38 protein-coding genes are annotated in these 23,379 nt (G+C 62.2%); 19 read left to right on the top strand and 19 right to left on the bottom strand.

The annotated features are described in order from the left end of the window. Window positions 1-3 precede the first annotated feature (3 nt). The 19 genes from AC1ROB_RS16925 to AC1ROB_RS16835 form a co-directional block, all read right to left on the bottom strand. On the bottom strand, window positions 4-300 hold the full coding sequence (locus tag AC1ROB_RS16925) for a hypothetical protein (protein WP_492969947.1): 297 nt from the start codon (window positions 298-300) through the stop codon (window positions 4-6). A gap of 46 nt (window positions 301-346) precedes the next feature. Beyond that, on the bottom strand, window positions 347-670 hold the full coding sequence (locus AC1ROB_RS16920) for a hypothetical protein (RefSeq protein ID WP_492969948.1): 324 nt from the start codon (window positions 668-670) through the stop codon (window positions 347-349). Further along, on the bottom strand, window positions 670-951 hold the full coding sequence (locus AC1ROB_RS16915) for a hypothetical protein (RefSeq protein ID WP_492969949.1): 282 nt from the start codon (window positions 949-951) through the stop codon (window positions 670-672). The genes AC1ROB_RS16920 and AC1ROB_RS16915 overlap by 1 nt, the downstream gene beginning before the upstream one ends. Before the next feature lie 47 nt (window positions 952-998). Then, window positions 999-1,292 (bottom strand): hypothetical protein, encoded by a 294-nt coding sequence (locus tag AC1ROB_RS16910; RefSeq protein WP_492969950.1) that lies wholly within the window; start codon window positions 1,290-1,292, stop codon window positions 999-1,001. A 25-nt stretch (window positions 1,293-1,317) separates the two neighbouring features. Then, window positions 1,318-2,019, bottom strand: a complete 702-nt coding sequence (locus AC1ROB_RS16905; protein WP_492969951.1) for a hypothetical protein — start codon at window positions 2,017-2,019, stop codon at window positions 1,318-1,320. Between the two features lie 83 nt (window positions 2,020-2,102). Beyond that, on the bottom strand, window positions 2,103-2,798 hold the full coding sequence (locus tag AC1ROB_RS16900) for a hypothetical protein (RefSeq protein ID WP_492969952.1): 696 nt from the start codon (window positions 2,796-2,798) through the stop codon (window positions 2,103-2,105). A gap of 247 nt (window positions 2,799-3,045) precedes the next feature. Continuing rightward, window positions 3,046-3,351: a hypothetical protein gene (locus AC1ROB_RS16895; protein WP_492969953.1), complete on the bottom strand. Its 306-nt coding sequence runs from the start codon at window positions 3,349-3,351 to the stop codon at window positions 3,046-3,048. Continuing rightward, window positions 3,318-3,698 (bottom strand): hypothetical protein, encoded by a 381-nt coding sequence (locus AC1ROB_RS16890; protein WP_492969954.1) that lies wholly within the window; start codon window positions 3,696-3,698, stop codon window positions 3,318-3,320. Before AC1ROB_RS16890 ends, AC1ROB_RS16895 begins: the two co-directional genes overlap by 34 nt. Continuing rightward, a complete protein-coding gene (locus tag AC1ROB_RS16885) occupies window positions 3,695-6,265 on the bottom strand; it encodes a phage/plasmid primase, P4 family (protein WP_492969955.1) in 2,571 nt (856 codons plus the stop codon). Before AC1ROB_RS16885 ends, AC1ROB_RS16890 begins: the two co-directional genes overlap by 4 nt. Window positions 6,266-6,274: 9 nt before the next feature. Further along, window positions 6,275-7,177 (bottom strand): hypothetical protein, encoded by a 903-nt coding sequence (locus AC1ROB_RS16880; RefSeq protein WP_492969956.1) that lies wholly within the window; start codon window positions 7,175-7,177, stop codon window positions 6,275-6,277. Beyond that, window positions 7,174-7,587, bottom strand: a complete 414-nt coding sequence (locus tag AC1ROB_RS16875; protein ID WP_492969957.1) for a hypothetical protein — start codon at window positions 7,585-7,587, stop codon at window positions 7,174-7,176. Before AC1ROB_RS16875 ends, AC1ROB_RS16880 begins: the two co-directional genes overlap by 4 nt. Then, a complete protein-coding gene (locus tag AC1ROB_RS16870; RefSeq protein ID WP_492969958.1) occupies window positions 7,580-7,792 on the bottom strand; it encodes a hypothetical protein in 213 nt (70 codons plus the stop codon). The genes AC1ROB_RS16875 and AC1ROB_RS16870 overlap by 8 nt, the downstream gene beginning before the upstream one ends. Continuing rightward, window positions 7,789-8,103, bottom strand: a complete 315-nt coding sequence (locus AC1ROB_RS16865) for an ASCH/PUA domain-containing protein (protein WP_492969959.1) — start codon at window positions 8,101-8,103, stop codon at window positions 7,789-7,791. The genes AC1ROB_RS16870 and AC1ROB_RS16865 overlap by 4 nt, the downstream gene beginning before the upstream one ends. Continuing rightward, window positions 8,096-8,236 (bottom strand): hypothetical protein, encoded by a 141-nt coding sequence (locus tag AC1ROB_RS16860; protein WP_492969960.1) that lies wholly within the window; start codon window positions 8,234-8,236, stop codon window positions 8,096-8,098. Before AC1ROB_RS16860 ends, AC1ROB_RS16865 begins: the two co-directional genes overlap by 8 nt. Continuing rightward, window positions 8,233-9,165 (bottom strand): DNA cytosine methyltransferase, encoded by a 933-nt coding sequence (locus AC1ROB_RS16855; RefSeq protein WP_492969961.1) that lies wholly within the window; start codon window positions 9,163-9,165, stop codon window positions 8,233-8,235. The genes AC1ROB_RS16860 and AC1ROB_RS16855 overlap by 4 nt, the downstream gene beginning before the upstream one ends. A 121-nt stretch (window positions 9,166-9,286) precedes the next feature. Continuing rightward, entirely contained in the window at window positions 9,287-9,571 is a 285-nt protein-coding gene (locus tag AC1ROB_RS16850) for a hypothetical protein (RefSeq protein ID WP_492969962.1), read from the bottom strand. Then, entirely contained in the window at window positions 9,568-11,055 is a 1,488-nt protein-coding gene (locus tag AC1ROB_RS16845) for a DEAD/DEAH box helicase (protein WP_492969963.1), read from the bottom strand. The genes AC1ROB_RS16850 and AC1ROB_RS16845 overlap by 4 nt, the downstream gene beginning before the upstream one ends. A gap of 7 nt (window positions 11,056-11,062) precedes the next feature. Then, entirely contained in the window at window positions 11,063-11,380 is a 318-nt protein-coding gene (locus AC1ROB_RS16840; protein ID WP_492969964.1) for a hypothetical protein, read from the bottom strand. 5 nt (window positions 11,381-11,385) lie between these two features. Then, the gene (locus AC1ROB_RS16835) at window positions 11,386-11,682 is read right to left on the bottom strand and encodes a hypothetical protein (protein ID WP_492969965.1); all 297 of its coding nucleotides are present in this window, start codon (window positions 11,680-11,682) and stop codon (window positions 11,386-11,388) included. A 279-nt stretch (window positions 11,683-11,961) separates the two neighbouring features. Here AC1ROB_RS16835 and AC1ROB_RS16830 point away from each other — a divergent pair, with 279 nt between their 5' ends. From AC1ROB_RS16830 to AC1ROB_RS16740, 19 genes are all read left to right on the top strand, one after another. After that, window positions 11,962-12,456, top strand: a complete 495-nt coding sequence (locus AC1ROB_RS16830) for a LexA family transcriptional regulator (RefSeq protein WP_492969966.1) — start codon at window positions 11,962-11,964, stop codon at window positions 12,454-12,456. Between the two features lie 143 nt (window positions 12,457-12,599). Beyond that, entirely contained in the window at window positions 12,600-12,824 is a 225-nt protein-coding gene (locus AC1ROB_RS16825; protein ID WP_492969967.1) for a hypothetical protein, read from the top strand. Between the two features lie 145 nt (window positions 12,825-12,969). Then, window positions 12,970-13,884, top strand: a complete 915-nt coding sequence (locus AC1ROB_RS16820; RefSeq protein ID WP_492969968.1) for a hypothetical protein — start codon at window positions 12,970-12,972, stop codon at window positions 13,882-13,884. Beyond that, window positions 13,881-14,102: a hypothetical protein gene (locus tag AC1ROB_RS16815; protein WP_492969969.1), complete on the top strand. Its 222-nt coding sequence runs from the start codon at window positions 13,881-13,883 to the stop codon at window positions 14,100-14,102. The genes AC1ROB_RS16820 and AC1ROB_RS16815 overlap by 4 nt, the downstream gene beginning before the upstream one ends. Continuing rightward, complete coding sequence (locus AC1ROB_RS16810) at window positions 14,102-14,302, top strand: hypothetical protein (RefSeq protein WP_492969970.1); 201 nt, start codon at window positions 14,102-14,104, stop codon at window positions 14,300-14,302. The genes AC1ROB_RS16815 and AC1ROB_RS16810 overlap by 1 nt, the downstream gene beginning before the upstream one ends. 64 nt (window positions 14,303-14,366) lie before the next feature. Continuing rightward, window positions 14,367-14,813 carry a hypothetical protein gene (locus AC1ROB_RS16805; RefSeq protein WP_493031517.1) on the top strand — a complete coding sequence of 149 codons (447 nt, stop codon included), beginning with the start codon at window positions 14,367-14,369 and terminating at the stop codon, window positions 14,811-14,813. 89 nt (window positions 14,814-14,902) lie between these two features. Next, window positions 14,903-15,679 carry a hypothetical protein gene (locus tag AC1ROB_RS16800; RefSeq protein ID WP_493031515.1) on the top strand — a complete coding sequence of 259 codons (777 nt, stop codon included), beginning with the start codon at window positions 14,903-14,905 and terminating at the stop codon, window positions 15,677-15,679. A 1-nt stretch (window position 15,680) separates the two neighbouring features. Continuing rightward, window positions 15,681-16,682, top strand: a complete 1,002-nt coding sequence (locus tag AC1ROB_RS16795; protein WP_492969973.1) for a hypothetical protein — start codon at window positions 15,681-15,683, stop codon at window positions 16,680-16,682. A 65-nt stretch (window positions 16,683-16,747) separates the two neighbouring features. Next, window positions 16,748-17,527: a hypothetical protein gene (locus AC1ROB_RS16790; RefSeq protein ID WP_493031513.1), complete on the top strand. Its 780-nt coding sequence runs from the start codon at window positions 16,748-16,750 to the stop codon at window positions 17,525-17,527. Beyond that, complete coding sequence (locus AC1ROB_RS16785; RefSeq protein WP_492969975.1) at window positions 17,514-18,239, top strand: hypothetical protein; 726 nt, start codon at window positions 17,514-17,516, stop codon at window positions 18,237-18,239. Before AC1ROB_RS16790 ends, AC1ROB_RS16785 begins: the two co-directional genes overlap by 14 nt. Then, on the top strand, window positions 18,239-19,981 hold the full coding sequence (locus AC1ROB_RS16780; protein WP_492969976.1) for a hypothetical protein: 1,743 nt from the start codon (window positions 18,239-18,241) through the stop codon (window positions 19,979-19,981). Before AC1ROB_RS16785 ends, AC1ROB_RS16780 begins: the two co-directional genes overlap by 1 nt. 6 nt (window positions 19,982-19,987) lie before the next feature. Further along, window positions 19,988-20,242, top strand: coding sequence for a hypothetical protein (locus tag AC1ROB_RS16775; protein ID WP_492969977.1), 255 nt, complete (start codon window positions 19,988-19,990; stop codon window positions 20,240-20,242). Between the two features lie 86 nt (window positions 20,243-20,328). Then, window positions 20,329-20,610 carry a hypothetical protein gene (locus AC1ROB_RS16770; RefSeq protein ID WP_492969978.1) on the top strand — a complete coding sequence of 94 codons (282 nt, stop codon included), beginning with the start codon at window positions 20,329-20,331 and terminating at the stop codon, window positions 20,608-20,610. Next, window positions 20,600-20,887 carry a helix-turn-helix domain-containing protein gene (locus AC1ROB_RS16765; RefSeq protein ID WP_492969979.1) on the top strand — a complete coding sequence of 96 codons (288 nt, stop codon included), beginning with the start codon at window positions 20,600-20,602 and terminating at the stop codon, window positions 20,885-20,887. Before AC1ROB_RS16770 ends, AC1ROB_RS16765 begins: the two co-directional genes overlap by 11 nt. Next, a complete protein-coding gene (locus AC1ROB_RS16760) occupies window positions 20,887-21,420 on the top strand; it encodes a hypothetical protein (RefSeq protein WP_492969980.1) in 534 nt (177 codons plus the stop codon). Before AC1ROB_RS16765 ends, AC1ROB_RS16760 begins: the two co-directional genes overlap by 1 nt. Window positions 21,421-21,550: 130 nt before the next feature. Then, window positions 21,551-21,709 (top strand): hypothetical protein, encoded by a 159-nt coding sequence (locus tag AC1ROB_RS16755; protein WP_492969981.1) that lies wholly within the window; start codon window positions 21,551-21,553, stop codon window positions 21,707-21,709. Then, window positions 21,710-22,243, top strand: a complete 534-nt coding sequence (locus AC1ROB_RS16750) for a hypothetical protein (protein ID WP_492969982.1) — start codon at window positions 21,710-21,712, stop codon at window positions 22,241-22,243. A 275-nt stretch (window positions 22,244-22,518) separates the two neighbouring features. Next, on the top strand, window positions 22,519-22,749 hold the full coding sequence (locus AC1ROB_RS16745; RefSeq protein WP_492969983.1) for a hypothetical protein: 231 nt from the start codon (window positions 22,519-22,521) through the stop codon (window positions 22,747-22,749). 11 nt (window positions 22,750-22,760) lie between these two features. Beyond that, on the top strand, window positions 22,761-23,309 hold the full coding sequence (locus AC1ROB_RS16740) for a hypothetical protein (protein WP_493031511.1): 549 nt from the start codon (window positions 22,761-22,763) through the stop codon (window positions 23,307-23,309). Window positions 23,310-23,379: the final 70 nt, after the last annotated feature.

Raw genomic sequence — 23,379 nt, 5'->3', positions numbered from 1 at the left:
CGATCAGCCCCGGTCCCACTGACCGAAGCCCCAGGTTGGCTTCCCGCCTTTAGGCTCTGCCAGCACTACCGGGTCCAGCCACCGCGGCGATGACCGGCACGATGGGCACTTCGCCAGCTTAAACACCTGTTCCGGCGAAGCGCTGCCACCAAGCAGTGCAATGGCATCCGATATCACCACGTCCCACCTGGTGGCGCAGTTCTGGCGCCGCGCGTCGCTGCACACGGCTTCCAGGCCGATGCGCATGGTGCGGTACTGGCCGAGCGTGCGGAGGGTGGTGTTGCGGCTTGGGCGGTCCATCGGCCGGACTCATATCCGGGACCGATCAGGGAACGCAATAGGAATATTATCGGTCTGGATTGAAGACGATGGCGACTTTGTCTCCGTCGCGGCGAACCGCGAATTTAGGCAGCACTCGCCGCTGATAGAGATGGTCCCAACGATCCCAAGCCCTAGTCAGCATCAGCGCCATGTAGACGGCGGAGAAGCCGCGCGCGGGGCCAGCAGGCGGGTGGCGACGCAGGTACATGGCGAAGTATCGCTGCCAGTGCCGCTTCATATGGTCCGGGTCATTCAGGCGACGCAGCTGGCCGGGCCGGTGCAGCATGCCGCTGGCGCGCTCGATCCGGTCAACGATGCCAAGGCCTGTGTCTATCGGGTCCGCGCCCATCAGAATGTTGGCCCCTTCAGGCCATGGCGCTGCTGCGCCTCCACCCACCCTAAAATCTGAGACACCTTATCGCGCCACAGGTCACGCGGGAATGCGCGCGCATAGAGGAAGGCGATCAACTCGCCCTGTTCAAAGCCGCCGCGGGCCTGCAGGCGGGCCAGCGACAGGTCAGCACCATAGAGGTGGCAATACACCTCGTATGCCTGGTTGGCGATGGTGAGCGGGATCGGCGGCCCGCCCTGGACGGCCACCACCCCGATATGCGTCACGTTATCCGTCATGCTGCTGTGCGGCACATTTGCCCTGCGTCGGTGATTACTGCCGTCAGCTATACAGCCGAAAGCCCGGCCAGCATCAGTTTGTCCATGCACGCCTGCGCGATCAGCAGGGCGTTGCGGTTCTCCACCTCGGCGCCCGCCACGCCGTCGCGCTCATAGGCGCGGCGGAAGCTGGCCGAACCGAAGCGCAGCAGTTCCCGACGATCCAACTGCGCGACCAGCTGGGCTGCGTCATCGGCACTGATGGGTGCCGCTACCGGTTTCTCGCGGCCGGCGTGAGGCCGCAAATGCACCACGGATGCGTCGCCGGCGGATGGCGGAACCTGGTCTGTCAAAATACTCACCCTTACCCCCTTTGCCTGCACTTACTCACGTCAGCTTGTAATTCTCCGGCAGCTTAATAATGTCCGTCACCGCAACCAGGCGGGCGTCATCCACCGGCACAGCGGTGCGCAGGTATTCCACCTGACCGTCAGCAGAACGGATGCGCTGCAGCGACGGTTCTCCACGCTTCACCAGCGGCGGCACGGTTTCATGGATGAAAGCGCCATAGGCCTTATCCTGCAGGTCCCGCACGTCCATGGTGACAACCGAGGGATCAACCACCTTCATATGGTCACCGCAGTGCGTCACCTTCACGCCGGCATCGGTAGCGGTCATGATGTGCACGTCAGAAAGCAGGTCGCAGGCGGCCAACTCGGTGATGAGGCGCAGGCCGCCATTGCGCAGGTTGTTCTGCAACGACAGCAGCCGGCGCGCGGACGGCTTCAGCAGGTCAAGGTCAAACTTGATATCCTCGGCCAGCCAGGTGGCGGGGGCGGCGAGGTCAGCCAGCAGGCCCGGCGCGCCGCGCTCGGCAAAGAACGCATCCAGCGTCATGGCGTCCTGGTAGTAAAATCGGGTTTCGCCGCGGAGGTGGGCGTACAGGGCGGAAGTGTCGCGGCCGATGCCCTTGGCGACGATTTCCACACTCAGCTGAAGGATATTGCACCGGCGGTGGACGGCGGCGCCGAGGCGGAGGCCCAGGGCCTTAGTTTGCTCGCGGTATGACGGGTCTTTGGTCGGTCGCATTGGTTTATCCCCCAAGGTCTTTGGGTATAAACCCAAGGGCACAACCTGTCAATATCAGCCCTCGGAGGTTGTAACGGCGGTATTCAGGGGATTTTCCCGCCGCGAGGGGCGAGATTGTACCCCTTTTGCGCATTTATTCGGCGCAACAGCACGCTTCGCGGGACGGATACGAGGGCCAAATTCTCCGGGACGGGTGACCCAGACCAGTATGCGTTGGGCACCTCGGATGCTTCTGTGAAGCCGTAACCACCCTCCGCGAGTGCCAGAGGCAGATGGTTCGCGCGGATCAATGCAAACCCGTGGTCTATGGTGTGAAGACGCAGCGCATGGGCCAGGATCAGTTTCACCGCCAGCGACATGACGCCTCGGCCGCGCCATTCATCATGCACCCAACCACCGCCGAGATAGGCGAGCCGGCCAGCAATGTTCGCGTGCGGCAATGCGGATATCACAGGCAGCGCGTGTTGCTTCGTGGCGAACAATGATTGGTTGCGCAGCAGCCGATGCACACCGCCGCGCCACCATGGCGCTGAGACGATGCGCGCAGCCTCTATGCCGACCGTGAAGCCGGCAGGCGTGGTGAATTTCAGCCAGAGGAAGTTGCCGCGCGCCATCTCGCTGAATGCGATGTTAAGCGGGGTGCTGAGGTTGTATTCAAGCAAGGTTCCGACATGGACCCGATAGGCTTCCGGGTCATTATCGAGGGTCACCACTAGGCCACCGCGCGTGAAAGCGTGCGCCAGCGCAGCGATGTGGCGGTGTAAAATTTCCGTATCCATCAGGCCCCCGCGGCGCGAGTCGCACCGGCATTTTTTGCATACGTGATTTGCGGCTTTTCGTCCACCTCTGATGCCACTGTGAGTGGCACTCTGCGCACGAATAGGCGGCACGCGGCGCAGTCCGCAAAGCATGTAACAATGCGGGTCTTTCCAGAGCGTCCACAGAAGCCGACGTGCGATTTTGCCTTAACGCGGCACCATGCATTGCAGTTGCCGCAGATATCAGCGTTGGGTGGTCGCTTCGGCATCAGCGCCGGCCTCTCGCCATGGCCCGCCGCTCGCGTCGATTGCGCGGCACGCCCTCATGGTTGCCTCGGAAGATGATGCGCGGCGGGGTCACCACCACGTCATCTTCTGGCTTATTGATCGTGTAAATAGGCGACGCACGATCAATATCGCGCGGCGGCTTATCCTCCAGTATGAGGCGCGGGTGCATTGCGAGCTGCCTTTCAAGCAGCTGTAGGCGGTGCTCGCCTTCAATAACGGACGGGTTAATGAACAAAACCATTTCATCTTCCATCACAGCCCCCATGGTGGTTTTGCGCACGGCCATGCGAGCGTGAGCGATCGTGCGAATTCTCCGATGGCCAGAACGGCCCTCGCCTGAAGGGACACAGCTGCAATTGCCAGCGCCGGGCTGGCAGCTGCCTGCTGGAAATAGAAGCGGTCACCACGGTTATGGAACAGCTGCGCGCGGGCCTCACCATTCGGTTCTTTGGTCAGCACCAAGGTGAGGCCTGCAGGAATGAGACGGGTGGCGATATCGCTATTGCGGGTGTATGGGTCAACCCAACACCCGAATTGCTGCAGGCGGCCAACTTCGTGCGTAACAGCGATATCAAGGTTGCGGCTGCCATTCAGCGTGGTGGTGAGTTCCGCAACAAGGTCGCGCGCCTTCATACCGGCATGTCTCCCTGGTAATAACGGCCGCTGTTGTCATAGAGGTTGAAGCCATCACGCAGGACAAAGCCGACCAACCGGATTTGGCCGTGGCCGTCCCGATCAGTCTTAAGACCGCGTTCGCGCAGTTTTGAGGAAAGGCGCTTTTTCGACATGGCGCCGTGCCCGTTGTCGCCAATCCACTTGGTGTAAGCAGAATACAGTTCGCTGAAGGGCATCGCGCTGCCGGGCCGTGCGGACAGCGCCTCACCGATGAAGCTGCCCAGCACGTCCATTTCCGCGCGGTATTCCATCGTGGCGACCTGGACGCTCTGCGGCGGTTCCAGGCCGTGCTTTGCCCACATCATTGCGCCGCGCACAGCCCACGCGAGGATACCGGGCAGTTCGCCGCGCAGCTTCGCTGGCAGAACCTTATCCTTGAACGGGCCATTTAATGGCGCTTCAGGGTCTATGCGGTCATAGTATTTCGCATCAAAAGGTATCAGCCGCAGACGCCGCCAAATGCCATGATCCGTGCCGCGGATTTCAGGCTTGTGGTTGGACCCCAGCCAGATTTTAAACTGCGGCCGGAATGTAAATGGCGCCTGGTGTAGGTTGCGCACCGTGATGAAGGCGTCACCGGTAACTTCCTTCACCAACCCTTCATCTAGCCGCAAGCCTTCATTGGTTTCCGATGCAGTCACGAAGCGCGCGCCGCGTAGCGCCGCCACAGCGGGGTTGGGTGCGCCGGGCGCTTGTCGGTCTTTCGCTGCGAACGTCTCGGCCTGTGTCTTTGCCCAGTAAGGGCCGATGACGGCCTGCAGGGTTTCCAAGAATGTGGACTTGCCGTTGCTGCCATAGCCGTGCGCGATCATCATGCACTGTTCGCTGATATCGCCGGTAAGGCTGTAGCCCACGCTTCTCTGCACGAAAGGAATGATATCCGGGTGTGGCGCGAAGATTTCGCGCAAGAACCGATCCCATGTTGGGCACTTGGCTTCCGGGTGGAATTCCACCGGCGCCTGCTTGGTGATGTAGTGGAGAGGATTGTGCGGCTGCAGGATGCCCGTCCGCAGGTCCACTACGCCATTCAGGCAGTTGAACAGCCATTGGTCAGCGTCCAACGCGGCGGTGCCGCGGCTGACATGCGGCGCAGACAGCTTGATGGCGTACATAATCTGCCCGCCCATCTGCGATTTCAGACACCATTTGATGCGGTCGCGGTTCTCCGGCGGCGTGAGGAATGGTGCCTCTTGCTTGATATCCAGCGCTGTCACCTGCGCCATTTTGAGCACGCGCATGTCAGCCAGGCCGGCATCCCAGACGCCGCGGCCATAGATGTGCCAGCCAATGCCGGGCACATACATGAGGATGCTGCCCCAGCGCTTTATGATGCGTTGGGCGTTGCCGGTATCGGTGGGTGGAAACTCGCTGCATTCCTGGAATTCAGGCGGCGGCATCTCCACGATGCCTTCATGCTCATTCGCAGGCGGTGGCGGTGCGGGCCGAGTATCTTCCGGCAAAGGTGGATCGTGCCGCGCGTCGCGCACCGGCATGGCCGCATTGACCATTGCCACCACGGCGTCATCGCCGGAGACTTCCAGCAGCTTGTTGGCATCCTTCACACCATCCGGCGGCCTGGTCATCATCAGCTGCACGCCGGCGTCCAGCCACGACAACACGATTTTGGCCACGGACTTGTCGGCATCGCTGCCGACTTCGTCGTTATCGCGCACAAAGATGGTCGGCCGGTCTTTGGGCAGCGGCAGGCTCGCCATGGCGTTGATGCCAAAGCCCACCATTACGTCCAGGCCGGTGCATTGGCGCAGGGTCAGGCCGTCTTCCGGTCCCTCGGCGGCCAGCATCGGCCCCACGCCGGGGTTGGTTCCGGGCAGATACCAACCTGTGCCCCGCACAAGGCCATAGCTGCGCTTTATGACTTTCTTGGTGGTGTCTTTCTTTCCATCGGGCGTGAGGTGGATGCACTGCAGGGCAGCGGGAGAACCATCAGGTGCATAGGCCACGCAGACCAGCGCGCCGTAACCCGGCCTCGCGCGCTTCTTCAACTTGCCGTCTTTGACGTAATCCTGTTCCGGCCACCACTTGATGGTGCCCGGTGGCGCTCCACGCAGTCCACGCGAAAGCAGATAGGCCTGCGCGGGCGTGTCACGAACGCCGGTGACTACCGCCATGACGGCCGCAGCCTTCTCCAACTTCTCCGCATCTGTGTCGGGCGCTGGCAGTTCGGCCGGTACATCGTGCACTGGCCTGGTCGCAGGCAAGCTGGTGCCGTCGCCGCCTTCCAGGCCGTAGCGGGTGGCCAGCGCGCGGGCGGCGTCAATACGCTCCACCTTGAACACCAGGGCATAAATGCCGATTGGATCACCGGCCATACCGGACGCGCTGCTGAAGTCGCCGCCCTTGCCGGTTCGCATGTTGAATTTGGTGGACTTGCCCTTGCGGCCGTTTAAATCGCCCACCACGTATTCGTCGCCCTCGAAGCGACCGCCGGGCACCCAATCCTGGATGAGGCCGCGCAGGTCAGCCAGCGTGGCTTTGTTGACGGCATCGAAATCAATACGCGACACTGATAACCCTCACTCGCCAACCGGTGCGTGCTTATTCTCTGTGGCCAGCATGCTGCCAGCCATTTGATGGATATCCTGAAGGGCGCGAGTGAGACGCTGGCGCGCTGCGTCCACCGTCAGGGCCTCGCGCAAATTCCAGATAGTTTGCTGCACGCGGCGGATATTGGTTTCAGGCGGCAGGCCCAGCGCCTTGCACAATTCCGCTCGCGCCTGGTTGAAATCTGACATCTGCGCTGCGGCAGCTGCCTCACCCCTTGCCTGCGCCTCGGCCGCAACGCGGTCAGCCTCTCGGCGCACATCGCGCAACTTCACCTCTGCAGCGGCCTGCTGTTCCTTCAGGCGGTCCAGGTGATAGTGGCCCATATCAATGTCACGGATGACGTGGGCCGCAGCTTTTCCGTAACGCTTCATGATGGTTTCGTTTCCGCGCAGCAGAGCGGTATACGTTTCATCACGGCGCTGTGCCGGTACCCCGCCAATCCGCGGCAGGCCATCAATCAGCAGCTTCATCCATGCATCGGCCGGCATGTTCTCGAACGGCCGCATACGTGGGGCTACCACGGTACGCCAACCGTCAGCACCGCGAAGCATCAGGCCGGCGCCGGCCGGCAGGTCTTTTTTCTCGATCACACCGACAGGCGCGGCGAAGATGACCGCCGTGGAGAACGCCAGATAGGAGTGCCATTTGCCGGCGCCCACATCTTTCAGGAAATCGCTGCGGCTGATTTTAACTTCATAGGATATCGGCTTTGGGCTGGCGAAGCTGGATGCGATGGTGAACACGTCGGGCCGCGGGCTGCCGCTTGGCCCCATCTGCATGTTCGTCCACACCATGCGGCCATTGCCACGCAGCCGATTGGCAAGGTCATTGGCCAAGTCATCATGTTTCCAGGGGGATACTTCCTTGCTCACGGCCGCACCCCAAACTCAGTGATACCGGCTGCCACCAAGGCCTGCATGACCTGGTCAACGGCCTGGTCAGGGTCGCGCACCAGCACATAGATGCCGCCATGGCGCTCCACCATGGCCTGGAATTTCTGCTGCTGTTCCCGCTGTTCGCCGTCCTCGTATTTGCACTCCACCGAAAGGAACCGGCCGGCCGGCCCAACAAGGCCGATAATGTCGCCGCTGCCGGGGAGGCCAAAGCGCACCGGGCGCGCGCCGCGCACCACCACGTCACCAGGCTTCGCAGTGAACGTCTGACCGGGAGTGAGGTGGATCACCTTACCCATCCATGCCTGCCCGGTGTTATGCCGCCACAGACGCAGGGGAAGCCGGCCCAGCGCCAACAGGGTTTTCTGGACAACGGTGGTTTCACTCATCGCTGGCCTGCGCAGCTGGCTGGCGTCGCTGTTCGCGGCAGAACCGCTTCAGGGCGGAGACGATATAGCTGCATTCCTCCGCGATGCCCTCGGCCGCGTGGAGGTCGCCGCGCTCATATGCATCATCGAAATCCGCCATGCGCGTCTTGGCCTCGGAAATCGCGCGTCGGGCATCCGCATCGTTGGTGATCTTGGCTGCAGTCACTGGGCAACCCTCCACAGGTCTTTTCCCGTGGCCGGGCGAATGCTCATCACGCACTGGTTCGCCTGCAGGCCGAATTCACCCTGCAGCAGGTAGGTGATGACCTGCTTGGTGGCGCGGCCGGTATAGGCCTTGGCGGCTGGGTCCCATTCCTGCAGGTCCAGCACGTCGCCCACGCGGTAATCGCGGTCATTCCACCGCACCTCAAACTGCTTGCGGCCATCGTCCACAGGGTCGAATTGCGGCGGCCAAATCTTCAGCTGGTGCAGCACCGGCCCGCGCGGCGCCGGTTCCGGGCGGAGATTGTCAACCATTGCCGGCCGCCATGCTGCAACCGTGCAGCAGCACTGCGATACCGAACGCGATGCCCGTGCCGAGCCAGCCGCGGTACATGGCGAAGCACATCACGATGGCGAGGATTAGCAGCGCGCAAATCTGCGGGGTCATGTTATCCCTCTCGCTTGCATGTAGACTTGGATGAACGCCGTCGCGGCTTCGGCATTGAGTGCATTGCCGTAACCGCGCAATCGTCCCACGCGGGCGGCAGCCCCATGAGCCAGCGGGAATGTGCCGGGTCCAACAGGCCGCCACCGTCCATCCCGGCAGAGAAGCCAATCAGCATTTCGCCAGTAGCCGTGAACCGCGCTGGTTGGTCCACGTTCTTGACCAACTCCTGGTTCCCCAATTCGTCCGACCTGTCTCCGCCACGCTTCCTGAAGCCGTCCACGGTCGGCGTCTGCCACCCCGCCAGCATCGCCGCCATGCCAGTGTCCTGAGGCGAGCCTTTCCACTCCATCTCCGACAGCACGCCCTGCATGGTCCTGATATTCTTCTCGCCGTCCGCTGTTCGCGGTGTTGGCCAGCCCGATGCCAGCGACCAATCCACCTTGCTGACTGCGTTCGGAAGCTCGCTGTCCTTGTGCGCCGCCGCTCCCGCTCGCCCACGGCTGTCTGCCGCTATCGGTGTCGGCCACCCAGTAAAGGCGGTCGCGCACGTTCGGCGCACCGATGCCCGCAGCCGGAAACGGGACCGCCCCGATGGCGTACTCCATCGCTTCCAGGTCAGATTGTACAAGGTCGATCCACACGTCTGCGTCTTTGCTTGCAACCTGTTCACCAAAGACGACGAAAGGGCGATGCTGTTGGATGAGGTGGAACCATGAGGGCCATAGGTGCCGCTCATCAGCAAACCCAGCGCCTTTGCCTGCCGCGCTGAAAGGTTGGCAAGGGCAGGAACCGGTCCAGGCAGCGCGATCATCTCGCCAACCTGCCCTTCGGAGTGCGTAGGACCAGACGCCGACGCCAGCGAAGAAGTGGCATTGTGTAAACCCGGTAAGGTCATCTGGTGTAACATCTCGAATGTCTCGGTCATCCACGCATCCCGGTGCTATTTCTCCGGCCTTGATAAGTTCTCGGAGCCAAAAAACGTTGAACGGGTCTATCTCGTTGTAGTAGGCCCAATTCTTGCGGGGGGGGGGGGGGGGTATGCATGCCCGGTCAAGCCAGCGTCACTTTCCGACCCAGAGCGGCGGACAATACGCCCTCATACCGCTCCACCTCGGCTTCCATCGCATCGGCGTTTGCCTTTTCGTATTCCTCACGGGTGAACACACCCTTTTCAATCAGCAGGGTGGCCAGAGCGGCAATGCCGACCTGCGCGGAGTTGACGCCAACACGGAGGTGCTTTGGCGAGCCATCGGCACTGCCCATGTTCTGCTGCATGGCAACACCGGACTGCATGGCGTGCATGGCGGCCATGTACCGCGCAATATGATCGGTCATAACAGGCTTCCTTCCTCGGGGAGTGGGTTCGGGACAATCGGGCCGGGTCGGCCGGCGAGCACGTAGCGTGCCCACGCCTCGGGGTTGGCGTTGCCGTTGCGGCGGCCAAGTTCCACGAGTTCTTCATAAGTCTTCGCCATGCCCTGTGCCCGGCGGCGGTCACGGGCAGCGGCGCGCTGCTGCACCTCTACCAACTCGCCGTCGCGCACCTCGATCAGGCGCGGGGCTGCAACCGGGCTGTGGCCGCAATCCGGGCAGGCGCCATGGACGGCCGAGTACACGGCATAGCATTCCATGCAGCTGCGCACGGACATGCCGCCATCCGATTTCTTGCCGCGCTTAGCTCGGCCGTCCAGTGACCAGGCCCTGTCCTCATCCGGCAGGCCGTGGCGGTCGCTGTTGCCGACGTGGTCAAGAATGAATGCGCAGTCTTTTCCATCATAGCTGCGCAGCGCGCGGCCGACCTGCTGCAGGTACATTGCCTCTGACTTCGTCGGCCGCAACAGGATGGCGCCGCCAACCCGCGGCACGTCGGTTCCCTCGCTGATAATGTCGCAGCTGGTGAGGATATCCAGGTTGCCGTCACCCAGCGCTTTGATGCGGGCGCGGCGCACACCACCATCCGTGTTGCCGTCCACACTGGCTGCGCGCCACCCAGCTGCCTGGAATTGGGAAGCGACGTGTTCCGCGTGCTCTACGCTGGCGCAGAACGCGATGGAAGGCACACCAGGGCAGATGCGGGCATAGTGGCCGATCACGTCACCGGTGATGCTGGGTTTGTCCAATCGCTGTGCTGCGTCTTCACGGCGGAAGTCCGCACCAGCCGACCGCAGGCCAGTCAGGTCCAGTTGGATAGGGGGCGCGAAAACGCGCGGCCGAGCCAGGTAGCCGTTGCTGATGAGTTCGGCCACCGATGGGCCAAGGATGAGACTGGTGAACGGGCCGCCGGCATGTACGCCGAGGCCGCGGCCATCCAGACGCTGTGGCGTCGCGGTGACACCAAGGATGAAAGCAGCGGGATGAACCGCCAGTATCTTTTCCCAGAGGCCCGCAACCGCGTGGTGCGCCTCATCAACCAACAGGAAGTGGTAGGGGATGAAACCGACACCGATGCGGCGCGCCAGGGTCTGCACGCTGGCAATACCGGTGGGGGCCTCTGCGTTGTAGAAACTGCGGCCCGTCTCAGCCAGCATGGCTTCCACTGCGGCGCGGATGACCTTGCTAGGGCCGACGATATGGAACCATACGCCCATCTTGGCCAGCGCAACTGAGGTCTGGACAATCAGTTCCTGCCTGTGCACCAGCACGCAGCAGCGGTTGCCTTTGCGCGCGACGCCATCGGCCACATAGCTGATGCCAACAGTTTTTCCAAAGCCAGTAGGGGCCTGACCGCAAGGCGATTTACTGCCTTGGCTGAAATGACTCCGAATGGCTTCAATCCAAACGCGCTGGTCGGGGCGCAGAACGATATTGCGGATTTGCACGCGCGCCTCAGATACCAGGAATGGCCAGTTGGCGAGTGGCGGCGATCTGCGATGCCGTGGCGCGTGTCTCGCGCGCGTCGTTCCGCGGGGCATCCGGCTTGGTCCAGCCTTTGACCCAGCCCATGCTGCGCGCAATTCTCCGCGTCCACTCTGGCGTCACGATTTTGTCGTTGACCTTCAGGTGGGTGTTTCCAGAGCGATAGACCGTCACGCGGTGATATCGCAGGAAGTCGATTGCGTTCTGTGTAAGCGCCGTCACCTCAGTGGTGCGCGGCGGCTGCTGGGGCGCTGGGATTTCCGTTTGCAGTTTCTTGCGGCGCCGCATGAGGATCACAGCGGACGGTGTGGGAAGCCGGCGGCGGCGCGCATCTGATAGCGTGCGACGATGGGGCTGGCAGAACCATCGGCCTTGCCTGCGGTCAGCAGCGCCACCACACCAGTGGTTGCCACATCGGCTGGCCGCCAGACATGGCCGCACCCTTGGCACTGATGGCTGCGATGCGGCGGGTTGTTCCAGCCTTGCGACGGGTTCGGTTCGTCAACATGCTGCACATCACAGGCGGGGCAGTAGAGCACCATCGGAATTGGCGCTGCATTCTCGCTGGTGCGATTGTCGGTTTGATCCATCTCAGGCCCCATCTGACGCCGGCATTACCGGTGAGAAGTGACCTTAATAACGGCACAAGTACCGTAATTCAATATAGGGGAAGGGTACAAAGCCCCTCTGAGTGGCCATAGAATACCCTTGGTACCCTTGATAAGTGCCGCTAGGAGTGGCAATGTACCGTTACAACTTCGGTACAAACTGCCGGACGGATAAGGAGCGAGAGGCGTTTTATGGCTAGACCACGGGTCCCGGTAAATACCAAAAAAATAAGTGCGCTGGGGCGGAATATCGAAGCCGCCATGAAGAAGCAGGGCATAGAATTTATAAAAGACCTAGAAGACAGCGCCGGGGTAAAGCGCGATACAGTGCGGCGCCTGCTGTCCGGCCGCACCCATGACCCGAGGTTAAATAAAATTGAACCTATTGCCCGCGCGCTCGGCATGACGGTTCATGAGTTGCTTAATGAAAAGCCAGCTGCGCAGAACGAATTGCCCGCAGCCTTCCACGGCAAAGACACTGGCTGGTACGTGCCGACCGATGACGCCATGTCTCCCACTCTGCCTGCCGGCGAACCGGTGCTGGTGGATTGGAGCGTCCATCACGCGACCGGCGCCGGCGTATATATTCTGAAGATGAGCGACGCCTCATTGGTGGTGCGCCGCCTGGTGAAGAAAGTAGACGGCGACAAGGTCCGCGTAGCTGTAGACAATCCGGCATATCCGCCTGATGGCGATATAGCGCCCAGCAAACTGAAAGTTGCCGGTCGCGTTCTGGGGCTGCTGAAGCGCCTGTAAGTTTCAACACAAATCGCCGTCATATGTGCGCCGCCCAGAGCGGCGCATATTTTTTTAAGGTAACGGTACAAATCACCTTCACAAGGTAAAAGGTGCCTCTTATGGTGGCCATCAACGGATCACACCGTTGATGGGGATTACCGATGAGCACCACCAAACAACCCGCTGCGGCGGCTGTATCTGCCGTCAAGAGCGCTGTGGAAGAACAGGCCACCATCCGCCGCCGCCACGATGCGCTGCAGTCTGCGCTGGCGCCCATCCTTGCCGATATGTCCGGCCTGGCCGGCATGGCGGACAATCAGGTGGTCAAGATCAATGTCACCGCCGGTCAGTTGCGCGCCATCATGGATGCGGCGGTGCTGCAGTGAAGCGGCCTGCGCTGACATACGACCGGCAGGACGGCGGCGGCCACGTCTTCATCCTGCGTGGACGTGAATGCTGGTTTATCAGCATCAGTGCCGCGCAGTCATTCGCCGTGCAGAACGGTGCCACCATGGTGGGGGCACCTGTCTGATGCCTTACGAAGCCTATATCAACACAACGTTCACGCCGGCTATCCAGCGGATAATTGACCAGGCGAACGAAATCATTTCCGAGTATGAGGCCGAGGGCCTGGTGCTTACGCTGCGCTCGCTGTTCTATCAGTTTGTGTCGCGCGATTTGCTGCCCAACAGGCAGAACGAATACAAGCGTCTCGGGGAAATCATCAATAAGGCGCGTCTCGCCGGTCAGATTGACTGGGAGATGATGGAAGATCGCACGCGCGAGTTGATCGCCCTTCCGCATTGGGAAAAGCCGTCAGATATTCTGGTGGCTTCGGCGGACCAGTTCCGCATTGATTTGTGGGAAGACCAGCCATATCGCGTTGAAGTATGGGTGGAGAAAGAGGCGCTGGTAGGTGTGATTGAGCGCATCTGCGAACAGTATGCAGTGCCCTATTTCGCCTGCCGTGGCAACACCAGTCAGTCAGAGGCGTGGCGGGCTGGAAAGCGCTTTGAACAGTACAGCGTTGGTGGGCAGCGCCCGCTTATCCTGCACCTCGGTGACCACGATCCCAGTGGCATTGACATGACGCGGGATAACAAAGACCGCATGGATATGTTTGTGCGGGAAGGCGACTACCAGGTGGAAGTGCTGCGCATCGCCCTGAATATGGACCAGGTGCGCAAATACAACCCTCCGCCCAATCCGGCAAAACAGACGGATAGCCGGTTTGCGTCTTATGCCCGGCAGTTTGGAAACCAGTCGTGGGAATTGGATGCTCTTGACCCGCGCGTCATCCAGCAGCTGATTGAAAAGCACATCAAGGGTGTCCTGCACGTCGCACGGTGGGATGATGCCGTGCGCAAGCAGAAAGAGGGCCGCGAAGCCCTCCGGTACGTGGTCGAGAATTTCGAGAAGCTGACCAAGCCGGGCAAGCGCAAATGAGCATCCACGTAGACACCTCCACCTATCGCCGTGTGCATGGTCGCTACCCTGACGGCAAACGCATCTGGACTTTCGATATCCGCGCCACCCAGAACCATCCGGCGGAAAGCGAGCGTTACGAGTTCTTCGGGGATTACTTCAGGGCATCGGCTGCGGCGCAGTGGCACGCCGCCAGCGTCATGCGCCTCACCGCGGCTGTGTGCAAGGTGCTCGCCTGATGACCGGCAGCGTTATGGTCCGCTTCATGTCCACCCCAAAAGAGGGTGGATACTATCTCTATACTGTAGAGGTGCCGCCCGATATGCCGGAACGTGAGGCCGTTCCGTACATCATTGATAGCCTTCGCCTCGCGCGCGCTAAGCAGCGCGAGCGGGCCGAGGCGCGGCGGTTGTCCGGCCCGCTGGGGCGGTTGCCATGACCACCGCAGACAGACTGAAAGCCATCGCGGCATGCGCGCTTCTCATTCTCTCCCTGGGGGTGGTGTGGTGACGCACGTTTGCGAGACACCGGAGTATGACGCGCTGATTTTCTCCCTGCTGGGCGGGACTGTCGGCAGCAGGAAGGACGATGCCAAAGTGTGGTGCGCCCTGCACGGCCACCGCTTCATCGCCTGGGATGCGGCCACCCAGCTGCTGGAATACACCAGGCCGGATGGCACCAGAGGGCAGCACATCACCACCGATCTGATGCGCTACACCAGCAGCGAGGCGGATGCGTTCGCCGCTGTGCCGGCCAACCTGATGGTCAGTGTCTGGCGCCGACCGAAAATCAGCCTGCAGCGTCACGAACGCGCAGCCGGCGCGCGGATACATTCCGGGACGCACTCCGGCGCGATCTACAGCGACAAGGGCGCCAATACGGTGCCGTTGGCCATCGTCGCAGCGCTTCTGTCTTACCACCGAGAACAGCACCGGCGGGGTAACCGCTGATGGCCAAGCCAACCGTCATCCGTTGCAGCGGCATGCCGCAGTATAGCGACTGCAGCCGGCGCAGCGTCGCGCGCGGGTGGCCCGCCATCGTGGAGGCCGCTGGCTACACACTGCGCAAGACCCTGCCCAGCATCGGCGCCATCATCGGTACAGCCTCTCACACCTTGCTGGCGCATGGCCTTAAGAACCGCATGGCCGGCATGGACCCGGCCGGCACGGATTTCCGCGGCCTGGCCGGTGACACCATTAGCGCCGAAATGGCCGCTAGCGAAGGCGCCGTGGTCTGGGATGACACCACCCGGAACAAGGATGCTGCCATCCTGCAGGCCTGCAAACAGGCGCTGGTGGTGCTGGACAAGATGCCTGACCTGCGGCCGGTCGCCATGGAAGAATTTGGCGTGGCCGACCTGGGCGACGGCTTCCAGTTGGCTGGCACGCTGGACCTGCGCAGCGATCTGCCGGAGGAAGAAGCCGCGCCGGGTGTGATCCTGCCGGCCGGCGCCAGCATTGATGACCTGAAGACTGGCACGATGCACCGCGCCAACCAGGCGCAGTACGGTGGGTACTCGCTCTTGAACCGTGCAGCTGGTCGCGTCACGCGCCGCCTGCGGGAAATCTTCGTGCAGCGCGTTGGCGTGACCAAGCCTCAGCCTGACCCGGTCCTGGTGGAATACCCGGTGGCACAGGCGGAAACCATCGCATGGCACACAGCGCAACATGCCAAGCGTGAAATCCTCGCGTTCCAGAAAACGGGCAATCCATGGATTTGGTTGCCCAACCCGAATTCCATGATGTGCGGCCCGGACTATTGCTCTGCATGGGGCACCGAGTTTTGCACCAGCCACAAGCAAGAGAAAGGCCACTGACATGACCGCCACCGATACCGCACATAACACCGCCTTGGCGGTGATGCCGCCCCAGACAATGGGCCGCGTGGCCCCGGCGGGCGTCTTTGACTCCGTGGAGAATTTCGAGTTGGCCCAGCGCATGGTGCGCCCGCTGACCGAAAGCAACATGGTGCCGGCTGCATACCAAGGCAACACCGGCAACGCGCTCATCGCGCTGGATATCAGTCGTCGCGCCAATGCCAATATCCTGATGGTGATGCAGAACCTGCACATTATCGAGGGTCGGCCGTCGTGGGCCTCTCAGTACATCATCGCGGCCCTGAATAGCTGTGGTCGGTTCTCGCCGCTCCGCTTCATCGTGGAAGACCTTGGCGAAACCGAAGTGGAGGTGGACAAGTGGGAAGGCCCGAAGGGTTCCCGCACGAAGACCACCGTTAAGATGAAAGTCCGCAACAAGCGGTATGTGGCCTGGTGTTATGACAAGGCCACTGGCGAGCGCCTGGAAGGCCCCGAGGTCACCATTGAAATGGCGGTCAAGGAAGGCTGGTACACGAAGCCCGGCAGCAAATGGCTGACCATGCGGGACCTGATGGGCCATTACCGCTCCGCTGCCTTCCTGGGCCGCCTGTACGCCCCCGATATCCTGATGGGCATGCACACCGCCGATGAGGTGGAAGACATGGTGGATATCACGCCGGCCGCCCCGGTGGTGCCCAGCCCGACCGCCGAGAATGTTGCTGCTGGCGATGCCGCGCGCAAAGTTGCGGGCGAAGTCTTGCCGCCGGCGGCCACCGATAAAGCGCCGCGCAAACCGCGCACCACGAAGCCGGCCGCAGATGTCGGCCAGCAGCCTGCCGCTGCCACGCAGCAGACGACGGCCGCGGCCGAGACGCCCGCGCAGACCGGCATCCCGTTCGATATGACCGCCGATGAAGGCGAGGGCAGCACGGGCGGTGACACCCCGCCGCCCGTGCTGCAGCAGCCGGCCGGCGCGGATGCTGATTACGGTTTCCCCGAGTAAACGCTTGTCAGGGTAGCGGCATAGAAGCCGCTACAACGTAAACCTACCGAAACAGCGAGGCCGCTATGTCCGAGACTACTGCGATGATGCCTACCGATGGCGTCACCGGCATCAAGCGTAACTGCCATTTCGCGGCGCCTTATGCAGCGATGCTGCAGCCGTTCGTGAGCACCGAAGACGCGCGGTTTTACCTCAATGGTGTGCTGGTCGATAAGCACCCCGATGGCGGCGTGATCCTGGTGGCCACCGATGGCCACCGTCTCGTTGCGATCTGGGACAAGGAAGGCAGCACGAACGGCCGCTGGATTTGCCCTCTGCCGCGGCGCCTGGTCGGCTTCATAAAGCATGACGCCGCCAGCCCCGGCGAAATGGAGACGCGGCCGAAGCGCCTGCATTTCATTGGCGACACCGTCTATCTCGCCACCGGCGCGCAGTTGCTGGACGAAACATCTGATGTGGAGCGCGACTATATCGCTTTCGCCCACAAGGCACCGATCGCTCTGGATTACCCCATCTGGCAGCGCGTGGTGCCGCGCGATCCGCCGGCGCCGTCTTACTTCCAGGTCCGTGCCCAGTACATGGCTGATTTTTCAAGCGTCGCTCAGTACGCCGCCGGCCTGTACCGCTGCGAAGATGGCGACCCTCAGCACCTCACGATTTGGCAGTCCGACCCCAAGGCCCCGATGGTGGTTCTCATCAAGCATCTGCCTGAGTTCTTCGGCGTACTGATGCCGATGCGGGTGGAGTCGGAAGAAGCTGTCTACCCCGATTTCATCAAGACCATTCTCGGCGGCCAGTCCGGCCAGCCGGTCAATACCGGAGAAGAAACCAATGACGCACCCTGAAATCAACCCCGGCGCCGGCATGCCAGTTCCCAATCAGCCGTCGTGGCTGCGTCGGACCTGGAACAGCTTCAAGGCCTGGTGGTCGGAAGCGTGGAGCCTGCGCGGCGCATTCGACAACGCGGCCCGCTCGGAAATGCCGTGCCTGTATCCGCACGATGACCTGCATGGCGCGCCGTGCCCGGTGCAGAGCCGGAAAGAAGAGGCGGAAGCGTTGGCGCAAAGCTTCGTCCAGCGCGGCGGCGCCGGGCGTCTTGAAGGGCCTGACGGCTACATGATGGACGCGATAGTGATTTTCCTTGGTGAAGCTGGCTTTAAGGTCAGGGCATGCCATCGCCGTGGCTCTATGTTCACCCTGACCCTCACCGGGCCGCGCGCCTGCGGTAAGACCCACACCATTGCGCGACTTACCGCATGGCTGGAAAAATGTGGCTACCGGGTCGGCACTCCGCAGTTCCGTGACGGCCCTGATGGCAACCAGATTGAAACGGTGAATATCACCGAGGTTGCGAAGCGACTGCCGACCATCGCGGATATGCGCGAAGCCGACAAGGGCGACGCCGAATTCATCCGTAAACACTTTGCTGGCACCAAGCGTAAGACCGCCGCGAAGAAGAAGGCCGCAAACGCCCCTCGGAAACCTGCCGCGAAGAAGAAGGCTGCAGCCAAACCGAAGGCCGCCAAGCGCAAGGCCGCCACGAAGGGCCGCCGCTAATGCGCGTCATCGTGGAAGGCTTCCAGGGTTGCGCGTCTGCCGATATCGCCGCCACGCCGGGTGCGCTGCTGGCGGGCCGCAATGGTCAGGGCAAATCATCTGCCCTGCGCGCCATCGCGGCGGTGCTGTCCGGCCACGTCATGCCGCTCGGCCTGAAGAAAGGCGAAAGCGGCATGCTGGTGCGCACCGGTGCCGCAAAGGCCTCGGCCATGGCGACGGGCGCGAACGGCCATATGGCCACGGCGATCTGGCCCAAGGCAGAGCGCACCTCCGCCGGCGACGCCCCGCCGGAAGCCAGCCTGTATGCGGTTGGGCTGCTGCACTGGGTGGACCTGAAGGAAGCCGACCGTATCGAAGCGCTGCGCAAGGTGCTGAAGGCCGACCCGACCGAAACCGATCTGCGTTACAGCCTCTTTGGCATGTTCATGCCCGGTTACAACTGGACTGGCGAGCCGAAAGATGAGCGCGAGGCAAAGCAGGTCGAATATGTGACCGCCAAAGCGGCGGCCATCTTCAAGGAAGTGTCGCGCGATGGCTGGGATGCCACGCTGACACGATACACCAACCAGATGCGCGACAGTAAGGCCAACTGGGGCCACGTCACCGGCGCCGGCGAATGGGGCAGCAAGAAGGCCGAAAGCTGGCTGCCCAATGGTTGGGAAGAAACACTGACGCAGGCCAGCAAGGATGGTTTGGGCGCCATCGTGACGGCCGCCAAGGCCGCGCTGGAAGACGCGGTGAGCCGGCAGGCAGTTGACAGCAGTAAGCTGGGTGACCTGCAGGCTGAGGCGGCCAAGGTGGCCGATCTGGAAGCCAAGGTGACGGTGGCAAAAACCACCAGCGAGAGTAAGGCCAAGACCGCGGCCGATGCGTTGGTGGCGTTCAATGCATCCACCCCGCCGGCCGGTACGGACAGCACCCACTGCCCGGCATGCAATATTCGCCTCGCCGTCCGCGTTGAAGGCGCCGGCAAGTACAAGCTGGATGCGCTGCCGTCGATTGACCAGGCCAAGGAAGCCATGGTGGCCAAGGTCTATGGCGATGCGCAGACGGCATACGCCAACGCGAAATCCGAGGCCGACCGCGCCGCCGGCGACCTGGCCATGCTGGAAGTCCAGCTGAAGATTGCGCGCACCGCCGCTGGTGATTTCACCGCCGCGCGCCAGTCCACCGGGACCGTTACGGCGGAGGAAGTCAATAAGGCGCGCGAGGCCGTGCGCCTGGCCGAAGAACGGCTGCATGCCTGGGAGAAGTGGACCGAGGCGAACCGCCTGCAAAAGGTCATCACCTCCACGGCCAACATCGTGGACGCACTGGACGCCAAGAAAGGCGTCCGCCGCACCGTGATGGAACGCAAGCTGCAGGGCTTCAACACTCTGCTGCTGACATACAGCGCCGCATCGGGATGGCCCACGGTCACCGTCACGCCGGAGATGACCGCCGAGTTGCACGGCCGCCCGTATGTCCTGCTGGCGGACAGCGAACAATTCATGGTGCGCACCAGCATACAGCTTGCCTTCGCTGAAATGGATGGCAGCGCGGCGGTGGTAATCGACGCCATGGAAGTCCTGGAAAACAAGCGTGTCAGCGGCCTGCTGAAGCTGCTGGTGAAGCGCGGGCAGCCGTTCTTCGCCGGCATCAAGGCAGAGGGACCCGACAAGGTCCCCAATCTCGCGCGCCTCGGCGTCGGCAATTCATTTTGGTTTGATAACGGCACTTGTGCCGCCATCGCACAGGAGTAACGGAATATGGACAACAAACGCGAAGTGGTCATGGTCTTTGATGAGGCCAACACGCCCGCCATCACCGCCGAAGACAGGCGCCAGCGCCACCTGGCCGCCGTCAGCGCGAACAAGCGCCGCGCGCGTCAGCAGCAGAAAGCCCAGCAGTCCGCCGCGGGCCGCGTCAGCCGTGCCACCCGTCGCAACCACGCTTTCAGTCGGCCCGCGGTCGGCAACTGCGGTCCCGGCAACGGCTTCCGCTTCATTCGGGTGAAAGCCTGATGCCACGGCCGAGCACATTTGTTCGGTACTGCGACTGGCTGCACAACGGAGAAGTTGGCAGCAGCAGCAAGGTGCTCGGCGCTCGCATGCTGGGTCTGAAGATCACTGACCCGCATTTCGCCAAGGCGCACCCGCGTGATCCTGCTGACCTGCGCCGCTGTGTGCTGCTGTTGGACCGCTTCCCAATGTGGCGTTCGCAGCTGTTCAAGATGCTGACGGTGAGCCGGGATTGGTCGGCCATCGTCCGCAACTGGGCCGATCTGGAAGCCACGCTGCGCCGTGAGTTGGGTCCGTCGTTCCGTGGTGCAGCACCAGAAACCTACAAGAAAATGCAGCGCATCCTGCTGGGGGTGAACCATGCCGGTTGACCGGATCAACAAAGCCGTTGGCGGTGTGATCCGCCGTGAACGCGAGGCCCTGGAATTGCCGCAGGGTCAGATGGGCGCTGTGGTGGCTGTGAAGCGGTCGCAGGTCCAGAAATACGAGAATGGCGTTTCGCCCGTTCCGGCGCACAGCCTGTTGGCGCTGGCGCGCTATTTCGGCATCCCGGTGGCGGCATTCTTTGCTGACGTTGACAAACACGCCAAGGCTGAAGCGGCGGCGGCGATGAAGGCGCGCCGCGTCAATCGGAAGGGTGGCCGCTGATGCCGCAAGTTTACGTTCTCGCGGCGGTTGATGCCGAGGTGAAGCGCCTAGCCGATATCGCCGGAGTTGATTTCAGTTCCGTTTCCAGGTTCCAGGAAACAATGGATCGTTGGCGCAGAATTGCACGCCATACACTCGCCGTTATGGAGCATAAGGCTGATGTGGAGGCGATTGCCAACGATGCGGTGAACCGAGCAGCCTTGGCCGAAGCGGAGGTGAAGCGCCTCACCGCGCTGCTGAATACCCCAGAGGTTCACAAGTTTGTCTATGGCGTCGCCATCGAAGCCGTGCACCAGCGCGAGCGTTGGGGCAGCCAGCACGATGCCGGGAAGACGGACGCGGACTGGTACTGGCTGGTTGCCCACCTGTCCGGCAAGGCGCTGCACAACCCGCCGAATGATATGCCGCCGCATGAAGCGCAGCTGCACCGGATCATCGCCGCCGCTGCCGCTCTGTGCAATTGGCACGCAGCGCGGACTGGTGAGCACACCGCGATGCGGCCCGGCATTCAGCCGCCGGAGGGCATCGCATGAATGGCCGGCGACGCAATCACGATGGGTGGGTTATCAGGTCACGCACGGGCGCCCTACTGGTTGGCACCGCAGCCTGGACGCGCAGCCAGTGCATCAAAGAATGCCTGACAAGGTACAGCCCAAAGTGGACATGGAAGCGCCTCTATCGGAGCGGATTGCGCTGCGTGCGCATCCGCGTGGTGGAGGTGTGACCACGCGGCACCAGGACGGCCGCGGCTGGGCCATCGTCGCCGTGGTGGCGGCGCTCGGTATTCCACTGGTTTGGCACATCATTGCAAGGATGAGTTAGATGCATCTCGAAACCGAAAGCCTGATTAAGCGCCTGCAGGCGGGATTTATCCAGGATGCCACTGATGCCATGGATGAATTGAATGGCCTTTCAAAGGAGGTCGCCAAGGCGGTCGGCGTGCCGTTCTTTTTTGTTGAAAGCGTTGATGCCGCCCTGCTGGCCTTTCCTCCAGGCTGGGCTGGCGCCTGCGATAGCGACGGCTTCGGCTGGGCCTGGAACAAGACCACAGGCCAGCGCCTGGACGCCCACGTTTCGATGAGGCCGGCGCGCGCGCTCTGCATCTGCCTCATCATGGCCCACGGTATCGAGAACGGCACGATTGAGCCGCACAACGGCACCGTCCGCTGGGACGTGCGCGCCTTCCAGGCAGCGTTCGCCACCGCGTGCCGGAAGCATGATGCCAAGGCGATGTTCCTTGCGCTCATCCCGGCACCTGGTGGCGAGGAAGACAAGTTTTCCATCGTGCTCGGTGGCGACCACCATGCGCGGCAATTCGTTGAACAGCGCTTGCGCGCAACGGGAGTGAAAATCTGATGGCGAAGATTTCGCGCGACGCAGAAATCATATTGGTGTGTCTGTTCGCGTTCGGCGGACCAACCAACCTGTTTTTCAGGCGCCCTCACATCATGCACGAACAAGGCGGCGCTGGATGAGTTGGCCGCAGCCGGATTGGTTGTTGTGGCGCCAGCCAACCAGCTGCCGCCCGGTGCCGCCGGATGGAACGGAAACGAAAACACATTGGCGGCTGTGAAGGGATGCAAGCGGCCGGCGAATGGCGAAAGCTGGCCTCTCACAACGGAGTGAATGCTATGGCAGAGAACCTGAAAATCTGGCGCAACGGCGCATGGCATGCCGCAGCTGGCCTGAAGGACGTTAAGGCCGGCGATATCCACCGCGTCTTTCCCGGCGGCCCGCTGCTGGTGGCGCGCGAAGATGCTAAGTACGGCCCTTCACGCAGCAGGCCAGACCGCATGGTGTGGTCGGTCAGTACGCGGCGCCCGGCGCCTGGTGAAGTGCCTGCCGGCGCGGTGGTGGACTGATGGCAGACGCTATGATGAACCCTGTGGAAGCAGCGGAACAGCGCGTAAAATGGCTGAGGAATTATTCACCCGACACACTACCTGTCTTCCATGCGATAGCTGAGGAAATAGAGGCGCTTCTCCGCTCCCAGCCGCAGCAGGCTCCCTTGGTGACGGATGAGCGGATTGAGGCTGCCGCCAAGCAAATGTCTGAATGCGCGGCCCGTGACGACATGGACGGTGTCGATACGTGGGATGGGTTGCCGGACGAAATCAAACTGGCTTGGCGTCGTGACGCGAAGGAAGTTCTTGAGGCTGCATTTGGCACCAAATTATGCGAAGGCTGTCCCCCAGTCGGATACCCGACCGATAAGACCCGGTGCGATCCTTGCCCACGTCGATCACAAGCCGCCCTCTCCCAGCGCGGCGTGGTGCCGGAAAGGTGGAGGCTGGTGCCGGTTGAGCCAACAAGTGATATGTGCGAAGCGATGGACCCAGAAGGAAACTTTAGATGGCAGCGCTTCAAGAAGCAGTATGCCGCCATGCTCGCAGTCGCCCCACACCCCACCACCAGCGAGTAGGCGACAATGCGCCTAGTATACCGAACACTCATCAAGCACCGCGAGGGCGATAATCTCGCCTATGCCAAGT

The organism is Ferrovibrio sp. GW821-FHT12F09 (genome assembly GCF_058806775.1).
The sequence above is the reverse complement of the archived record's forward strand: the minus strand, read 5'-3'. Positions and strand labels throughout refer to the sequence as shown.

What these genes read in the sequence shown, in the direction of transcription:
- AC1ROB_RS16740 (WP_493031511.1), top strand. Translation starts at nt 22,761, where the DNA reads ATGATGAACCCTGTGGAAGCAGCGGAACAGCGCGTAAAATGGCTGAGG.
- AC1ROB_RS16860 (WP_492969960.1), bottom strand. Translation starts at nt 8,236, where the DNA reads ATGACCCCGCAGATTTGCGCGCTGCTAATCCTCGCCATCGTGATGTGC.
- AC1ROB_RS16780 (WP_492969976.1), top strand. Translation starts at nt 18,239, where the DNA reads ATGCGCGTCATCGTGGAAGGCTTCCAGGGTTGCGCGTCTGCCGATATC.
- AC1ROB_RS16835 (WP_492969965.1), bottom strand. Translation starts at nt 11,682, where the DNA reads ATGGATCAAACCGACAATCGCACCAGCGAGAATGCAGCGCCAATTCCG.
- AC1ROB_RS16850 (WP_492969962.1), bottom strand. Translation starts at nt 9,571, where the DNA reads ATGACCGATCATATTGCGCGGTACATGGCCGCCATGCACGCCATGCAG.
- AC1ROB_RS16915 (WP_492969949.1), bottom strand. Translation starts at nt 951, where the DNA reads ATGACGGATAACGTGACGCATATCGGGGTGGTGGCCGTCCAGGGCGGG.
- AC1ROB_RS16775 (WP_492969977.1), top strand. Translation starts at nt 19,988, where the DNA reads ATGGACAACAAACGCGAAGTGGTCATGGTCTTTGATGAGGCCAACACG.
- AC1ROB_RS16755 (WP_492969981.1), top strand. Translation starts at nt 21,551, where the DNA reads ATGGAAGCGCCTCTATCGGAGCGGATTGCGCTGCGTGCGCATCCGCGT.
- AC1ROB_RS16760 (WP_492969980.1), top strand. Translation starts at nt 20,887, where the DNA reads ATGCCGCAAGTTTACGTTCTCGCGGCGGTTGATGCCGAGGTGAAGCGC.
- AC1ROB_RS16920 (WP_492969948.1), bottom strand. Translation starts at nt 670, where the DNA reads ATGGGCGCGGACCCGATAGACACAGGCCTTGGCATCGTTGACCGGATC.
- AC1ROB_RS16750 (WP_492969982.1), top strand. Translation starts at nt 21,710, where the DNA reads ATGCATCTCGAAACCGAAAGCCTGATTAAGCGCCTGCAGGCGGGATTT.
- AC1ROB_RS16820 (WP_492969968.1), top strand. Translation starts at nt 12,970, where the DNA reads ATGCCTTACGAAGCCTATATCAACACAACGTTCACGCCGGCTATCCAG.
- AC1ROB_RS16865 (WP_492969959.1), bottom strand. Translation starts at nt 8,103, where the DNA reads ATGGTTGACAATCTCCGCCCGGAACCGGCGCCGCGCGGGCCGGTGCTG.
- AC1ROB_RS16890 (WP_492969954.1), bottom strand. Translation starts at nt 3,698, where the DNA reads ATGAAGGCGCGCGACCTTGTTGCGGAACTCACCACCACGCTGAATGGC.
- AC1ROB_RS16830 (WP_492969966.1), top strand. Translation starts at nt 11,962, where the DNA reads ATGAAGAAGCAGGGCATAGAATTTATAAAAGACCTAGAAGACAGCGCC.
- AC1ROB_RS16795 (WP_492969973.1), top strand. Translation starts at nt 15,681, where the DNA reads ATGACCGCCACCGATACCGCACATAACACCGCCTTGGCGGTGATGCCG.
- AC1ROB_RS16810 (WP_492969970.1), top strand. Translation starts at nt 14,102, where the DNA reads ATGACCGGCAGCGTTATGGTCCGCTTCATGTCCACCCCAAAAGAGGGT.
- AC1ROB_RS16815 (WP_492969969.1), top strand. Translation starts at nt 13,881, where the DNA reads ATGAGCATCCACGTAGACACCTCCACCTATCGCCGTGTGCATGGTCGC.
- AC1ROB_RS16785 (WP_492969975.1), top strand. Translation starts at nt 17,514, where the DNA reads ATGACGCACCCTGAAATCAACCCCGGCGCCGGCATGCCAGTTCCCAAT.
- AC1ROB_RS16905 (WP_492969951.1), bottom strand. Translation starts at nt 2,019, where the DNA reads ATGCGACCGACCAAAGACCCGTCATACCGCGAGCAAACTAAGGCCCTG.
- AC1ROB_RS16900 (WP_492969952.1), bottom strand. Translation starts at nt 2,798, where the DNA reads ATGGATACGGAAATTTTACACCGCCACATCGCTGCGCTGGCGCACGCT.
- AC1ROB_RS16925 (WP_492969947.1), bottom strand. Translation starts at nt 300, where the DNA reads ATGGACCGCCCAAGCCGCAACACCACCCTCCGCACGCTCGGCCAGTAC.
- AC1ROB_RS16875 (WP_492969957.1), bottom strand. Translation starts at nt 7,587, where the DNA reads ATGAGTGAAACCACCGTTGTCCAGAAAACCCTGTTGGCGCTGGGCCGG.
- AC1ROB_RS16840 (WP_492969964.1), bottom strand. Translation starts at nt 11,380, where the DNA reads ATGCGGCGCCGCAAGAAACTGCAAACGGAAATCCCAGCGCCCCAGCAG.
- AC1ROB_RS16825 (WP_492969967.1), top strand. Translation starts at nt 12,600, where the DNA reads ATGAGCACCACCAAACAACCCGCTGCGGCGGCTGTATCTGCCGTCAAG.
- AC1ROB_RS16765 (WP_492969979.1), top strand. Translation starts at nt 20,600, where the DNA reads ATGCCGGTTGACCGGATCAACAAAGCCGTTGGCGGTGTGATCCGCCGT.
- AC1ROB_RS16745 (WP_492969983.1), top strand. Translation starts at nt 22,519, where the DNA reads ATGGCAGAGAACCTGAAAATCTGGCGCAACGGCGCATGGCATGCCGCA.
- AC1ROB_RS16895 (WP_492969953.1), bottom strand. Translation starts at nt 3,351, where the DNA reads ATGGCCGTGCGCAAAACCACCATGGGGGCTGTGATGGAAGATGAAATG.
- AC1ROB_RS16790 (WP_493031513.1), top strand. Translation starts at nt 16,748, where the DNA reads ATGTCCGAGACTACTGCGATGATGCCTACCGATGGCGTCACCGGCATC.
- AC1ROB_RS16770 (WP_492969978.1), top strand. Translation starts at nt 20,329, where the DNA reads ATGCTGGGTCTGAAGATCACTGACCCGCATTTCGCCAAGGCGCACCCG.